The sequence below is a fragment of the Pseudomonas sp. 10S5 genome, assembly GCF_035019745.1.
Classification (GTDB): Bacteria; Pseudomonadota; Gammaproteobacteria; order Pseudomonadales; family Pseudomonadaceae; genus Aquipseudomonas.
Genome location: NZ_JASJVL010000011.1, coordinates 144983 through 159342, shown reverse-complemented (window position 1 = coordinate 159342; position 14360 = coordinate 144983). Strand labels below are relative to the sequence as shown.

Genomic DNA, 14360 nt, shown 5'->3' with positions numbered 1-14360 from the left:
TGACGACGCCTATCCATAGCGTGATCAGGGGTGGGAAGGAGCCTCTGCGGCGTCGAGAAATTCGAGCAGCGTTTGGTTAAATACCTCGGGTTGATCCAGTGGCGTCGCATGGCGCGAATCGTTGATCACAACCAATCGAGCGCCTCGGATTAAACGAACGTAGATTTTCTTAAGGGCGACGGGTGTGTAGTCGTGATCGGCACTGATGACCAACGTCGGGCAAGTGATGCGCGATAACTTGCTCATTACCCCCCAACCGACGATCGCATCAAAGCTCGCCAGGTAAGCGCGTTTGTCGTTTTTGGCCCACCGCTCGGAAATTTTGCGTCGTAGATCAGCCTGTTCGGGGTTGGGAAACAGGTTCTTACCCAGGCCTATGCCGATGACCCGCATGCTCAGCAAGCGACCCAAGCCCCAGCGCTTGGCCCATTGCAGCAGGTCTGAGGCGTATTTGATTTTGACTTGCGGACCACTATTGACGATACACAGGCTTTTGAGCATTTGCGGCTGATCGACGGCCAGTTGAAAACCGATCATCGCGCCCATGGACAGTCCGACCAAGTGCACCGGTCCCAACTGCAAATGCTCGATCAACGCTTCTAGATCAGCGCTAAAGCCGGGGATGCTGTAGCGCTCGTTGGGTTTGTCCGAGCGCCCGTGACCGCGTACGTCCATTGCGATGACCCGGTAACGCGCGGACAGTACCGGGATCTGGTATTCCCAGTCCAGGCAGCTGGAACCCAGTCCATGCACCAACAGCAGTGGCGAACCTTGGCCATACTCTTCGTAGTGCAACGAACAACCGTCATGCTCAAAAAAGGCCATGGTGATCTCCTGGTCAACCCTGTAGCGGTGTGGGGAACCCCGCAGTCAGCGGCCCCGTGTCGAAATTACGAATTAGATCAATGAGGATCTGCGTCGCTGGTCCTGATGGTTTGTCCTTGTTCGCGTAAAGGTAAAAGACTGGGTGACGACTACCGCCTTGGTCGAGTGGAAGGGCTTTGAGCAGACTGTCTTTAAGCTCACGTTCGATCAGGTGCCGTGGCAACCAGGCAAATCCGAGACCGCTGCTGACGAATGTTGCGGCGGTTGCCAGGCTGCCGACTGTCCAGCGTTGTTCGGCCCCGAGCCAGCCAACATCGCGGGGTTGAGAGCGGCCGGAGTCACGAATCACGACTTGCAGTTGGCTCTCCAAGTCCTGAAATGTCAGCTCGCGGTGCATTTGGTGCAACGGATGTTCCGGGTGGGCTACCGCGACGAATTCCACGGCGCTCAACTCGCTGCCCAGATTTCCAGGAATACTAAAGCCACTGATGGCCAGGTCAGCAACCCCTTCAAGTAGCACTTCTTCCACGCCGGACAGCACTTCCTCACGCAACCGCACGCGGCAGCCCCGACTTTGCGGCATGAACGCCGTTAGCGCACGCACCAACCGCGCGTTGGGGTAAGCGGCGTCGACCACCAGTCGCACTTCTGCTTCCCAGCCCTGCTCCATATGATGTGCAAGGTCTTCTAGCTGACTGGCCTGTTTGACCAGTTGTCGGGAGCGGCGAAGCAGCACCCCGCCTGCATCTGTGAGCACGGCTTTACGGCCTTCGATGCGCAATAGCGGAACGCCAAGCTGATCCTGCATACGCGCTACGGTGTAGCTCACCGATGACTGGGAACGATGCAAGGCTTCGGCGGCTTGAGCGAAGCCGCCATGGTCAACCACCGCTTGTAATATGCGCCATTGATCAAGGGTCACGCGGGGCGCTTTCATGATTCGATCCTATTGCCCTAAAGTGGCACCTCAAAAACGGAGAATGCCCAATGAAGAAGTTCTGTTGTGTTTTGTTGGCACTGCTGCCCATCACTGCATTTGCGTACCCGATAGACGTAGAAAAACACCTCACGGGTGTCAGTATCGATTACACCAGCTACGACACGGATTACAACTTGGGCTCCATTAAGCTGAACAACTACGGCGACAACGCTGCCGAGTGCACCGTGGTGTTCATCAACGGCCCGGAGTCGCCGCGCACTCGTCGGGTGCAACTCCCCGCGAAAGCGAGCGTAGACGCTTCGGCGAAATTCACCCGCAGTATTATAAAGCTCCGGATTAATCTGACTTGCGTAGCAAAATAAACCACGTTCGGGGCATGTTTGGTGCTTTAACGAGAGTAATGCCCCCTTTTTAATAAAACAATTTTTTGATGATTCGGAGCGAATATTCACGGTTTTTAATCGATGTGATCATGTCTACCTTTCTCCTCCCCGGCATCACGCTCTCTTAGGGGCATTGCTTGGCATGATGTTTTGAACGGTTAAGCGCCCATTTTTGTGGCCGAGACGGTTCGTTTAGCAACAAAGAAGTGTTCTTTCAGTAAAGAAACTCGGCCTCGTCGCTCGAAACCGTTAATCTATGCGACTGTTTTTTTGTTTTTCGTCGAGGTAACACCCGTGTTTTCCCAATTCGCCCTGCACGAACGCCTGCTTAAAGCCGTGGCCGAGCTTAATTTTATCGAGCCCACGCCTGTGCAAGCAGCGGCCATTCCGCTGGCACTCGAAGGGCGTGACCTGCGGGTGACTGCGCAAACGGGTAGTGGTAAAACCGCGGCTTTCGTATTGCCAATGCTTAACCGCCTGATGGGCCCGGCCAAGGTTCGCGTAGATATCCGCGCCGTGATCCTGTTGCCCACCCGCGAGCTCGCGCAGCAGACCCTAAAGGAAGTTGAGCGTTTCTCTCAGTTCACTTTCATCAAATCCGGCCTGATCACTGGCGGTGAGGACTTTAAAGTCCAGGCCGCTATGCTGCGTAAGGTACCGGACATTTTGATCGGTACCCCGGGGCGTCTGCTTGAGCAGCTCAATGCCGGTAATCTGGATCTGTCCCAAGTCGAGTTGCTGATTCTCGACGAAGCGGATCGCATGCTGGACATGGGGTTTGCCGAAGACGTTGAACGCTTGGCTGGTGAATGTAAAAACCGTCAGCAAACCCTGCTGTTCTCGGCGACCACCGGTGGCGCCGGTCTGCGTGAAATGATTGGTCGGGTGCTGACTGATCCGCAGCACTTGCAGGTCAACAGCATCAGTGAATTAGCCCCAGGTACCCGTCAGCAAATCATCACCGCTGACCACAATAGTCATAAAGAAAAAATCGTCCATTGGCTCTTGGCTAATGAGACTTACCAGAAAGCGATCATTTTCACCAATACCCGTGCCATGGCCGATCGCCTTTACGGTCGTCTGGTGGCGCTGGAATATAAAGCGTTCGTGCTACACGGCGACAAGGACCAGAAAGACCGCAAATTGGCCATCGATCGTCTGAAGCAGGGCGGCGTGAAGATCCTGGTCGCGACTGATGTTGCAGCCCGTGGTCTGGACGTTGATGGTCTGGACATGGTCATCAACTTCGACATGCCCCGCAGCGGTGACGATTATGTACACCGTATCGGTCGTACCGGTCGTGCCGGTGGCGAAGGTCTGGCGATTTCCCTGATCTGCCATGGCGACTGGAACCTGATGTCCAGCGTCGAACGTTACCTGAAGCAGAGCTTCGAGCGTCGCACCATCAAGGAAGTCAAAGGCACTTACGGCGGACCTAAGAAGGTCAAGGCATCGGGCAAGGCTGTTGGCGTCAAGAAGAAGGTTAAAGCCGGCGACAAGAAGGCTGATAAAAAAGGCAGCGCCAAGTCGCCGACCAAACGCAAGATCACTAACCGGCCAAAAACCGATGCGTTGTCGTTGGTCAGTGCAGACGGTAAAGCACCGTTGAAGAAACGTAAGCCGCAAGAGCCTGCTGCGGAATAAGTAATTCGCGACTAAAAAACCGGCGCGTTTAAAATGCGCCGGTTTTTTTATAAGCGAATGGCAGGTCAACCGTCCGCTTTCTTCGCTGCGGTCTCCAGGTCTTTGAGCCGCTGATCGATCAATTGGCATTTGTCCGGCAGGTCTTTGCTGGCGGTGTCCAAATTCATGTCCTGAAGCTGTTGATTCATTTCCTTAGCCTTCTCAGGGTTTTGCTCCGTTAGTTTATGGATCTCCTCGGCCAGTTGCGCACGTTTGGCTGTGGCCTCCTCGGGCGTGCACGCCAATGCCGGAATGGCTGACAGCAACGCGAGAGCGGTGGTGATGCTCAGCAGGGTCTTCATGGTCTGCCTCTGTTCTGGGTGCTTATCAGATTGAGGGTTTTGATCTGACAAAAGTTCAGCGCGCGCATACGTCGTTGATGCTGAACGGCCGTCGCAGGAGCGAGTCACACCCATGAGTGCACAACCCGATGGCCAGTGGTCACGGGTCATTACCCATGCGGATGGAGGTAAAAAATCATGACGGACTATAACTGGGGTCTTATCGAGCGCCTGCTCCACGAAGTACAAAATGGTTCAGGCAAAAGTTTCGCCCCGCGCGCTTATGCGGAGCAACACGCTGCTGCACTGGACGCGGAAGGCTCGCCGGTCGGCAATCTGGATGAGCTCAAAGCGTTGGCGGCTGATTACGAGTCACTGTTGTTCAAGCGAGGCTTTATCGAAACCCGCCCAGAAGAAGAGGGTGGTAGCGGTGAAAATTTCATCCTGACCCCGCGTGGTGCCAGTCTTTTGGCCCTGCTGGACAGTAGCATTCCGGGTAATGACCACCCGCGTCAGGTGCTGGACGAACAGGCCGACGCGCTGGATCCGGATACTTTCGACAGTGTGGCATCTAAAGCTCAGATCGCTTGAGTAGGCGCGCTTGTCTCACGACCCGTTGCCTGGCCGTCTTACATTCCTGCACCGCATCGCCATTTCTCGCGGATAAGCGCGCCCCCACGGGGTAGGTGATGGGCTACTGCGTTAGCTGTGGTGCCTCTTTCAGACAACTCAAATTGGCGAAGTCGTTGCGCACGTCAGAGATTTTCTCGGTCAGGCGCTGGCGCTGATCGGGGGTGCTTTGAGCCATGAGGTCAACCAGTAAGCTGATTGCTGCTTGCTCGGTATGCTCATATGCCTGGCGGTACTGTGGTGTCCAGAAGCTCTCCCGATCCTGCAACAAGGGCGTGACGCGTTGTGAGAAGTCGGGTGATTTTCGTTGCTGAACGGCTGCGATGAACAGCCCTTGCCAATGTGTGCGGTTATCGATCCACAATTGATTCTGCTCGCCGAGCGTCACTGACCAGTCGACTACGCGTTGGTGCTGAGGGGCGGTCAACGTACCCATCCATGGGCCAAGGCGATTTTCCATTCTCTTCGTCCGATCAATAATCTGCTTGTCTAGCGGCAGGTCCACAAACTCTTTTTTGTGCTCACGCAGGTCGTTGGCAAACGCCTCTTGCAGAGTTTGTACCTGTTTGTCTTCTAACTGACTAAGCAGTTCAATTGCCGTTGGCGTAACCTGCTTGGAGATATGTTCTATTGCCAATCGGCCTTCGGCAGCACGCGCCTTAAGCGTGAGCTCGGTTATCTGTCTGGTTTCGACCATCTTCTGCAAGCGGTCCAGCCAAATCAGATAATCGGGGATTTGAGTAGTGCAGTGCCAGCGCAAGTGCTCTTTAAGGCGATCATCTAGCCAGCGTTTCTGAGTCGAGGTCATTCCTAAATAGTCATTAATCGACCAGGGAATAATGATGTCCAAATGGCGATAGGCTAATCCGACACGAGTGCATCCAGACATCATCAGAAAACCCGTTATCAAGAGTGTGATGACGACCTGGGATGGCGTACGCATGAGTAGGGGCTCCTCGCTGCCAGACTTGCGTTAAGGTGAGTCAGGCGTTTTTTTACGGCATTGACCTTGCCGTCTTCGCAATCAAGCCGTTAGCGACGAACTGGGCTTGCTCGAATGACGGGTAACCGCTGGTGGCGACATCCAGTTCGGCATATTCCGCGCGCAATCGTTCCGCTTGTTTTGGATCGGTGAGGGTCAGCCGTTGTGCAAGCAACGCAATCGCCAAGGGGTGTTTGCGCCGGGCTGCTTGCTCAAGCAAGTCGTTGGACTCGGAAGGGTTGTGCTCTGCGCGGATCAATAATACGGCCTGATAAAATTCAGCCTCACCACTTTGATCTTGATGGGCGGCGCGTTGCAGCAATGCTTTGGCCAACTCGGTGTTTTCATTTCCCCTTGCGCTGACCAGCAACTTCGCTTGGATCATATCGTTTTGATACAGCAAATATTGAGCTCGGCAGGGGCTGGCACTCAGGGAGTCATCACTGTTTGAATTGAAATTAGTGGTGTTGTCGCAGCGGTGTGTGCAACCACCCAAAAATAGCAGCGCGCCGAACATCATCCATTTAGTCATTTTGGATTCCACTGAGGGACAAACATAAACGGGCGAGTCGGGTGACGCGGGATCGATGGCCCTAGCGCTTTGAGGTCAAAGCGCCTAGAGATCGACATCTGAAGCGCAGAAAAATCACTTTTTACCGAGGGTGATCTGCTTGGAGGGGCCGAAGGTTTGGCCGCTGACGCCTTTGGCGATCTGCTGGATTTCGCCACCGGTTTTCAAGAAAGCTGCAATCTGTGCGTTGATCGACTCGCTGGTCTCAACGGCTGGAGCTGCCTTTGGTTTTGAATTGGATGCTTTTACACGCATGGCTGCCAAGGACCTATATAAATTTAATACGGCCAGCAATTGTATATGAATTGCTTGACAATTGCTTGGTAAATATAGCGCTAAAATAATGTGAATTTTGCCGTCTTTTCTTGAATTTTTTACGGTTGTGTTGAGCGGCTAACCCGCTGTTCTGCAACGAAGTTGATGCACTGCCGCGCGCCAGACATCATTCGCAAATCTCAACCGTCCTGGGCTGACCTGACGAGTGGAATGAAGTTTCGATTTCCATTGTCTGGGTCTCCATGGGTAAAACCTTGATTTTCCTGACGCCCCGAACACAGCCGACAAAGTCGGGTAGAATACTGTCCACGTAATTAGGGTATTTGGATATGGCTTTAGTCGGGCGCTACAACACTCTGCAAGTGGTTAAACACACCAACTTTGGCCTCTATCTAGACGGCGCACAGGACGGCGAAATTTTGCTGCCCAACCGCTACATCCCAAAAGATATCCCTAGTGAAGATGAGGATTGGCTCAATGTTTTCGTTTATCTGGACAGCGACGATAAGCTGATTGCCACCACTGAAAAACCTAAAGTTCAAGTCGGTGAATTTGCCAGCTTGAAAGTGCTAGAGGTGAACAGCATTGGTATCTTCCTTGATTGGGGTCTGTCGAAGGATTTGCTGCTGCCTTATTCCGAAGAAAAACGCACGATGCAGGCTGGCGAGTATTGCGTGGTCCACGTCTATCTGGACAAACACACACGCCGCATCACTGCAACCGCTCGGCTAGACCGTTACCTGGACAAGACGCCGGGTGATTACAAGGTCGGTCAGGAAGTTAATTTGCTGGTGGCTGAAGCGACTGATATGGGCTTCAAGGCCATTATCAATAACAAGCACTGGGGCCTGATCCACAAAAACGAAGTGTTCAAGTTTTTGCGTCCCGGCAAAGAAGAAAAAGGCTTCATCAAAGAAATTCGCGCCGATGGCAACATCAGTCTGAGCCTGCAACCGGTCGGTGAAGAAGCTGCCGGTAGCTTGAATTCGAAGATCCTGTCCAAGTTGCGCGACAACAATGGCGTGCTCCCTGTCAGCGATAAAAGCGATCCACAGGTCATCAGCAGTTTGTTCGGCGTCAGCAAAGGCAACTTCAAGAAAGCGATTGGCGCATTGTACAAACAGGGTCTTATCGTTATTCATGCGGATCGCATCGAACTGATATAAGGCTCCATGAGCTGACGGCGTGCGGTACGTCCCATCGAATCAAGCGGGTATCGATTACGCGCAAAGCCGGTCGATCTCCCGTTTGAACGGGCCGAGACTCATCGTTCCGTTCAGCACCACCGCCTCGCTTAAGGGCTGATCAGCTCGACGAATCAAAAAAGCCGGCACCGCGCGCAACCCCAATTCATCGGCAAGTCCTTCGTCAGCGACTATCTGATCGGTGTAATGATGATTCGACAAAGCGCTACCTAACGCTTGAGGGTCTAGACCCGCACGGCTGCCCACGTCAAGCAGCTCCGGAATGTCGCCAATGTTACGCCCGAATTCGAAGAATGCTCGAAACGCTTCTCTGTGAAAACTCTCGAACTTACCGTGAGCTTTGGCGAACGCTGCTGCTTCCAAAACGTTGCGGCTACGCGGTTGAACGGGAGGTAACTTCATCAATATCTTGCGTTTTTGCGCCATTGGATACACGGCTTGCAGCCACGTGGCGCGCAGATAGTCGGCGCCTGGATCGAGTGTTGCAAGCGGTTCCGGACGCAGCTCGAACGCATGCCATTGCACCGTAATACGTGACCCGTATTCCTGCTGCAACTGATCGACTATCGACAGTTGCAGGTAGCAAAAGGGACAAACATAGTCGCTCCAGATGTCGACTTTCAAAGGTTGGTCGCTGTTCATATCCAATTCTCCATGACTGCTATCTAACAATGACTCTGGCATCGAAAGAAAAGTCCTACCGTTGGGAGGATCAATTCAGGACAGAACAGGTCTACTTAACTCTGCAGGTATAATCTGCCCGCCCAGCCGCTCCAACCGTCCAGGTACCCTCAATGAAAAAATACCTCACCGCCTATGTCAGCACGTTATTGGTATTCCTTGTGTGCGATGGAATTTGGCTCGGCTTGCTCATGGGGCCGAAGTACCGAATTTGGTTAGGCGCTTTAATGGTCGACACACCCGTATTAGGCCCTGCACTGGCTTTTTATCTGCTTTACGCGGTGGGCATCGTGGTGTTCGGAGTCCTGCCCGCTTTGCAACGCGAGCGGGCAGGCAGGGCAGCGGCCGGCAGTGCGTTTTTAGGGCTGATGGCGTACGCAACTTACGACCTGACTAATTGGGCCACATTACAAGGTTGGCCAGCACAGTTGGCCCTAGTGGATCTGGCCTGGGGGGTGGTTGCATCGGGGCTTGCAGGGACGGGCGGCTACCTGATAACCCGCAAGCTGCAAATGCGCGGGTATATCTAAACTGGGCAGCGCAGCGAGAAAGATTGGAGTCCGTCACGCCAATTGCGGGCCGAGAGCGGGTTACTTTTGAAGGAAGGACGCGAACTGAACGTTTGCGCCATCAGGGCGCACGTCTTTTAAAAACGAGTCTTTGTCCGCGCTGAGCTCCAGGCTAACGGTGCAGTTGCGCTTATCTTTGTTACGAACGACCAAGCCGTGCATGTGGTCGCGCAGAAACACCGTCGGCACTTTTAAGTGCAGCAGCTGATCAGTGCTTGGAGTGTGCAACAGTAAATGCACCCACTCGTACTGACCGATTTGTAGCCGACTCATCCGCAGGTCGAACCACCAGATGTTTTTATTGGCGTTGAGCGCGGTGAAGTGGCTGTTGTTAGTACCGAGCACGGCACCGCCCAGCTCTTGGTTTCTGCGAGCGATGGCCAGTTTTTTGTCGAGTTTCATAACGTTCCTGTGTATCCGTGTGTTCAGCGCTATGACCTTTACGACCATAGCCTAACTGCGTGGCGCATTCTCGGGGGTTGCCGCGCAAACTTAAAGTTAAACCTTCAGGCAGAGAGCAAAAGATGTTGTTTTGCCCTGATTAATCTGGCGACGAACGGAGCCCCCAGACGAGATTTTTTTTGAAACTCTGTCAGAAAGAGCGCGTCAATCGTTATGTCGAGCGTACGACACCTATTTTCGGTTTAAGGAGAATTACCATGAGCAGCACGGGCGATAAATTCAAAGGTATGGCCAACGAAGCAGTTGGTAACGTCAAACAAAGCGTAGGCAAAGCCACTGACAATTCGAAACTTAAATCTGAAGGAAAAGCCCAGGAAATCAAGGGTGATACCCAGCAAGCCGTGGGCAAAGCTAAAGATGCCGTGAAGAAGGGTGTCGATAAAGCCTAAGCAAATCTCGGGCTTTAGATACTGTTAAGCGCGACGGCCATCTTGTATGGCCGTTGTTTTTTGTGCTTGAGATGTGGGTCAGGTGAATGCTGACAGATTTTGATACCTCTTTACGGTCGCCAACCAGGCTACGTTAAAGTAAAACGCCAGCCCTCGAACGGAAGCTTGAAGTTGAAGCGCTTGTCGATCAATAGCGAAGTCAGCTTGATATAAGTCGTAAGGAGACACCATGATTTTTCCAAAGCTCGGCGACCTTCCCATGAGGAAGGTGTTAATGCGAACCGTCAACGAGTTCATGGATGACGAAATGTCGACCTATGCGTCGGCACTGGCTTATCAGATGCTGTTCTCGCTGTTCCCATTCTTGTTGTTTTTGATTGCCCTGATTGGTTTCCTGCATTTACCGGATTTTTTCTCTTGGCTGCGACTGCAATCAGAGTTGGTGTTGCCACCGCAAGCCCTTGATCAAGTTAATCCCGTGATCGATCAGTTACAGCAATCGAAGGGCGGACTGTTATCGATCGGTATCGTAATCGCATTATGGACCGCGTCGGCCGGTGTTCGCTTGATGATGAGCGCCATGAACGCTGCCTACGACGTTCCCGAAGGGCGTCCGATCTGGAAGCGTTTTCCGCTGTCGATCTTGTACACCATTGGCATCGCCGGGATGTTGCTTGCTGCCGCCGGACTCATGGTCACCGGGCCGCAAGTTATGAGTTGGTTGGCCGGACAAATCGGCATGCAGGAGTTCATCGTCACGCTGTGGACTATCCTTCGCTGGCCGGTAATCGTCGTGTTGCTGATGGTGGCGGTGGCTCTGATGTATTTCGTTATGCCTGACGTTAAGCAGGAGTTTCGGTTCATTACCGCAGGCTCGGTATTGGCGGTGGTGGTCTGGATTGTTGCTTCGCTAGGCTTTGGGTATTACGTGAAAACGTTTTCCGATTACAACGCTATGTACGGCAGTATTGGAGCAATCATCGTTCTACTGCTGTATTTCTATATTTCAGCGGCGGTCCTATTACTCGGCGCGGAGATGAATGCGGTGATTGAGCACATGCATGCGGAAGGCAAAAACCCCGGAGAAAAAGAAGCCGGGGGTGGCGTTCAGCGAAGGCCAATGACCAAACATATTTCGGGTATAGCGCACCATAATTCGATACCGGCCAGTGTGAAGGCTGACGAATCGTCGGCCTGATGTGGCACGATTACGTACTTGGCCCAGAGATAAGGTTTTTATGATTTACGAAATTCTGAAAATGGGCGACGAGCGCTTGTTGCGTATCGCCCCGCCGGTTCCCGAGGCAATGTTCGGTACGCCCGAACTCCACGCCCTGATCACTGACATGTTCGAAACGATGGACAGTGTCGGCGGCGTTGGTTTGGCAGCGCCTCAGATTGGGGTTGATCTACAGTTGGTGATCTTTGGTTTTGAACACAGCGAGCGTTACCCTGAAGCCGATGCAGTACCGCAAACGGTATTGCTTAATCCGCTGATCACTCCGCTGAACCCTACGGTGGAAGAGGGATGGGAAGGGTGCCTGTCAGTGCCGGGTTTACGCGGTATGGTAGATCGTTACGAGCATATTCGTTACGAGGGCTTTGACCCCAATGGTCAACCCATCCAGCGCACCGCCCGCGGTTTTCACGCGCGCGTGGTGCAGCATGAATGCGATCACCTGATCGGTCGGCTTTATCCATCAAGAATCACCGACTTCAGCAAGTTCGGCTATATGGACGTTCTGTTTCCAGACATGGACCCAAATGCCGACGAATGACTAGGGTTTGGCGCTGCCGGTCAATTTTTTTGGGTGAGCGGGCTTTATGAAACGCAGGGTAAGACGGTCAGATTCGCCGATGGCCACATATTTGTCCTGATCCTGATCACCCATGGTTAGCGTCGGCGGCAAGGTCCAGACACCCTGCGCATAGTCCTTGGTATCCTTGGGGTTGGCATTGATTTCGCTGCTACCCGCCAGCACGAACCCCGCATCGGTAGCCAGTTTTACGACGTATGCGGTGGGTAAATAGCCACTGTCTTTAATCGATTCTTGCGATGCATCTTCGTTGGCCCGGTGGTCGACCACGCCCAAGGTGCCCCCCCGTTTCAATACGTTATAGAACCCTTTGAACATCCCAGGCGCATCGTCCGCCATGACCCAGTTGTGCACGTTACGGAATGTCAGCAGTGCGTCGGCGGAAGCCGGCTTGCCAAACACCGGGGCCTGGGGATCGAACTCGACGATCTGCGCTTTGCGGTAATGGGTTGGGTCTGCGGCAAATTTTTGTTTTAGTCGGTCAGCCGCCTTGCGCGCATTGTCCCCGGTGGCGGTCGATTGCACAGCGGCAATGTAGCGGCCTTTATCTTTGAGGAGCGGTGCCAATAGTTCACTGTACCAGCCGTTGCCAGGGGTAATTTCAATCAGCGTTTGATTGGCGCGCAAGCCAAAAAACTGCAAGGTTTGCTGTGGGTGTCGGTATTGATCACGCGCACTGTTTTCTGGCAAGCGCCAAGATCCTGAGAGCACTTTGGCAAACTGCGCGGCAGTGACTGTGGAGGCTGGGGCATGGATGTCGTAAGTCTGAGCTTGAACTTGATTGAGCCCAAGCCCCAGGAGAGCAGCGAGGGAGCAAGCGATAAGCGAAAATTTCATACCAATCCTTGTCGTTTGGCCCAATTCAGGGCCACTGGCCGAAAGGCTAACACGCAGATTTAGCCTCACAACTACACTTTTTAACGATGAGCATGATTGCTTTCTAAAACGGGCCGCTGGACCTGCCCATGGCGATAAGAGATTTGGTTCTGCAGTAGCGCTCGAAACGGTCCGCCAAAGCCCCAGGCAGTGAGGGGTTGAGTTGAAATCCGCCACGTTGATAGAGGTTGAGGAGGCCAGGATTGCAAAACAACCAGACCGGTCCCACCGCGTGCGCCACTGCCTCTTGAATTAAGTCACTTGCAATATTTTGCCCGCGCAGCGACGGCGCTACGAACAATCCGGTAAGCCAATGCCCGGTTGCGACGGCGGTTAGGCACAGCGCCCCAACAATCTCGGGTTTTTTCGCCACCCACAACTGTGCCTGCGTGGGCGATCGCATTGGCGATTTGTGGTCTCGATAGAATTTGTTCAGTAACGGTCTGGCCGGTTCGGGCAGCACGCAGAAAAGGGTAGTAGGCATAATACTCAATAGCGCAGGGGTGGCAGATCAAAAAGGTGGGTTCAGCCGCAATGACCGTTTGGTGTGCGCTGCATCATAACCCGCTGCATTGGGGGTCGGTGCGATGTCAGATTAGGTGTATAACTGAGCCCAGATTCCCCACATCGGAGTACACATCATGGCCAAAGGTATGGATTCAAAGAAAGCTGACAAGAAAAAACCGGCGAAAACCCTCGTAGAAAAACGCGCTGACAAGAAGGCGAAGAAAGATAGCTGAGATCAGTTGTTCAGCCTTTGATTTAGCAGTGCGGAGCCTCCCAGGCTCCGCTTCTTTTTTACCGCTCTCAGTCCATCACTCATGGGTTTACATTATTTCGCGGCGCCATTGCACCCACTAGGGGCCTGAGCATGACCCATGGCTTTGCAGCACTGTTAATGTATACCGCGCCGGACCGGCTGCGAGAGGCCAGTGAAGCTTGGTTGTCGAGAATCCTACAACGGCTCGACGTCATTGGAGACGATGCTGAACACGAGATTGCATTGTGGTTGGCGCCCAATTTGCTCCTGAGTCAGACCTGTGGCTATCCGCTGATGACCTCGTTACGGGGCAAGGTGCGGTTGATTGGGCGCCCGGATTACAGACTTGCGCACAGTGCCGACGGCAACCATTGCAGCCTCTTGCTAGTGCGTGACGATGATCCGCGTGCCGACCTCGAACAGTTTCGCGGCAGTCATGGGCTAATCAATAACCAAGATTCCAATTCCGGGATGAACCTGCTGCGCCATCGCCTGGCGCCGCTTCAACGTGATGGGCGCTTCTTTTCGATGGTTTCACTGACGGGCGGTCACCGGGAGAGCATGCGTTGGCTGCGCGATGGACGGGGAGACCTGGCTGCCATAGACGGCGTGACCTATGACTATTTGGCCCGAGATGCCAGCTGCGAACTTAATGGTCTGCGGATACTTGCCCAAACCGCGACCAGTCCGACCTTGCCTTACATCTGTGCTATTTCGCTCGATGCCGTTGCGGCTGAGCGCATCCGTAATGCGATGAATTTGGCACTTCAAGACCTACCCGAGGTCGCCGCCATATTAGCAATTCATGAAGTTTTACCGGCTACGGAAGCTGATTATCAAGTGCTGCTCGATTACCGGCGCGAAGCCGAGAGATGGGGATTGCGGCGTCTGATTTCAGAATGATTTTAATGATGTTAAGAATTAAAAAAATAGTTGAGCAGGATTATTAATACGTAAGCGCTTACGTAATTGACGTCGACTGGATGTGAGGAACAATTATTTCAAGGTAATACTCTGCATTGAACCGCGC

General features: G+C 53.3%; 19 protein-coding genes. 9 read left to right on the top strand and 10 right to left on the bottom strand.

What is annotated here, in order from left to right; genetic code table 11:
* Positions 1–24: 24 nt before the first annotated feature.
* Together QN378_RS14335 and QN378_RS14330 are read right to left on the bottom strand one after the other, a co-directional pair.
* Complete coding sequence (locus tag QN378_RS14335; RefSeq protein ID WP_322205085.1) at positions 25–825, bottom strand: alpha/beta hydrolase; 801 nt, start codon at positions 823–825, stop codon at positions 25–27.
* Between the two features lie 13 nt (positions 826–838).
* Complete coding sequence (locus QN378_RS14330; RefSeq protein WP_322205084.1) at positions 839–1762, bottom strand: LysR family transcriptional regulator; 924 nt, start codon at positions 1760–1762, stop codon at positions 839–841.
* A gap of 50 nt (positions 1763–1812) precedes the next feature.
* On the opposite strand from QN378_RS14330, the gene QN378_RS14325 reads away from it, so the two are divergent.
* Together QN378_RS14325 and QN378_RS14320 are read left to right on the top strand one after the other, a co-directional pair.
* A complete protein-coding gene (locus tag QN378_RS14325; protein ID WP_322205083.1) occupies positions 1813–2127 on the top strand; it encodes a 3-phosphoglycerate kinase in 315 nt (104 codons plus the stop codon).
* Between the two features lie 315 nt (positions 2128–2442).
* Positions 2443–3792 (top strand): DEAD/DEAH box helicase, encoded by a 1350-nt coding sequence (locus QN378_RS14320; RefSeq protein ID WP_322205082.1) that lies wholly within the window; start codon positions 2443–2445, stop codon positions 3790–3792.
* 65 nt (positions 3793–3857) lie between these two features.
* On the opposite strand, the gene QN378_RS14315 is transcribed toward QN378_RS14320, so the two are convergent.
* Positions 3858–4133 (bottom strand): hypothetical protein, encoded by a 276-nt coding sequence (locus QN378_RS14315; RefSeq protein ID WP_322205081.1) that lies wholly within the window; start codon positions 4131–4133, stop codon positions 3858–3860.
* A 177-nt stretch (positions 4134–4310) separates the two neighbouring features.
* On the opposite strand from QN378_RS14315, the gene QN378_RS14310 reads away from it, so the two are divergent.
* Complete coding sequence (locus QN378_RS14310) at positions 4311–4703, top strand: transcriptional regulator (RefSeq protein ID WP_322205080.1); 393 nt, start codon at positions 4311–4313, stop codon at positions 4701–4703.
* A 103-nt stretch (positions 4704–4806) separates the two neighbouring features.
* Here QN378_RS14310 and QN378_RS14305 read toward each other — a convergent pair whose 3' ends face one another.
* The 3 genes from QN378_RS14305 to QN378_RS14295 all read right to left on the bottom strand — a co-directional run bounded on the left by QN378_RS14305 (position 4807) and on the right by QN378_RS14295 (position 6550).
* Positions 4807–5685, bottom strand: a complete 879-nt coding sequence (locus tag QN378_RS14305) for a DUF6279 family lipoprotein (protein ID WP_322205079.1) — start codon at positions 5683–5685, stop codon at positions 4807–4809.
* A 52-nt stretch (positions 5686–5737) separates the two neighbouring features.
* Positions 5738–6256 (bottom strand): hypothetical protein, encoded by a 519-nt coding sequence (locus QN378_RS14300; RefSeq protein WP_322205078.1) that lies wholly within the window; start codon positions 6254–6256, stop codon positions 5738–5740.
* Positions 6257–6370: 114 nt separating this feature from the next.
* Positions 6371–6550 (bottom strand): hypothetical protein, encoded by a 180-nt coding sequence (locus QN378_RS14295; protein WP_297833192.1) that lies wholly within the window; start codon positions 6548–6550, stop codon positions 6371–6373.
* 350 nt (positions 6551–6900) lie between these two features.
* Here QN378_RS14295 and QN378_RS14290 point away from each other — a divergent pair, with 350 nt between their 5' ends.
* A complete protein-coding gene (locus QN378_RS14290) occupies positions 6901–7737 on the top strand; it encodes a S1 RNA-binding domain-containing protein (RefSeq protein ID WP_322205077.1) in 837 nt (278 codons plus the stop codon).
* 54 nt (positions 7738–7791) lie between these two features.
* Here QN378_RS14290 and QN378_RS14285 read toward each other — a convergent pair whose 3' ends face one another.
* Complete coding sequence (locus QN378_RS14285; RefSeq protein WP_323550832.1) at positions 7792–8418, bottom strand: DsbA family oxidoreductase; 627 nt, start codon at positions 8416–8418, stop codon at positions 7792–7794.
* 152 nt (positions 8419–8570) lie between these two features.
* Between QN378_RS14285 and QN378_RS14280 the strand changes: the two genes are divergently transcribed.
* Positions 8571–8987 carry a DUF2177 family protein gene (locus QN378_RS14280; protein ID WP_323550833.1) on the top strand — a complete coding sequence of 139 codons (417 nt, stop codon included), beginning with the start codon at positions 8571–8573 and terminating at the stop codon, positions 8985–8987.
* A 60-nt stretch (positions 8988–9047) separates the two neighbouring features.
* Here QN378_RS14280 and QN378_RS14275 read toward each other — a convergent pair whose 3' ends face one another.
* Positions 9048–9428 carry a hypothetical protein gene (locus QN378_RS14275; RefSeq protein WP_322205074.1) on the bottom strand — a complete coding sequence of 127 codons (381 nt, stop codon included), beginning with the start codon at positions 9426–9428 and terminating at the stop codon, positions 9048–9050.
* Positions 9429–9685: 257 nt separating this feature from the next.
* On the opposite strand from QN378_RS14275, the gene QN378_RS14270 reads away from it, so the two are divergent.
* From QN378_RS14270 to def, 3 genes are all read left to right on the top strand, one after another.
* Positions 9686–9877, top strand: coding sequence for a CsbD family protein (locus QN378_RS14270; protein WP_322205073.1), 192 nt, complete (start codon positions 9686–9688; stop codon positions 9875–9877).
* 229 nt (positions 9878–10106) lie between these two features.
* Positions 10107–11075: a YihY/virulence factor BrkB family protein gene (locus QN378_RS14265; protein WP_322205072.1), complete on the top strand. Its 969-nt coding sequence runs from the start codon at positions 10107–10109 to the stop codon at positions 11073–11075.
* Positions 11076–11115: 40 nt separating this feature from the next.
* On the top strand, positions 11116–11655 hold the full coding sequence (def, locus tag QN378_RS14260; RefSeq protein ID WP_322205071.1) for a peptide deformylase: 540 nt from the start codon (positions 11116–11118) through the stop codon (positions 11653–11655).
* Here the strand turns inward: def and QN378_RS14255 are convergent, their stop codons facing one another.
* Complete coding sequence (locus QN378_RS14255) at positions 11656–12531, bottom strand: methyltransferase (protein ID WP_322205070.1); 876 nt, start codon at positions 12529–12531, stop codon at positions 11656–11658.
* A gap of 103 nt (positions 12532–12634) precedes the next feature.
* Positions 12635–12973 carry a GNAT family N-acetyltransferase gene (locus QN378_RS14250; protein ID WP_407074053.1) on the bottom strand — a complete coding sequence of 113 codons (339 nt, stop codon included), beginning with the start codon at positions 12971–12973 and terminating at the stop codon, positions 12635–12637.
* A gap of 468 nt (positions 12974–13441) precedes the next feature.
* On the opposite strand from QN378_RS14250, the gene QN378_RS14245 reads away from it, so the two are divergent.
* Positions 13442–14233, top strand: a complete 792-nt coding sequence (locus QN378_RS14245) for a phosphate/phosphite/phosphonate ABC transporter substrate-binding protein (RefSeq protein ID WP_322205068.1) — start codon at positions 13442–13444, stop codon at positions 14231–14233.
* Positions 14234–14360 lie beyond the last annotated feature (127 nt).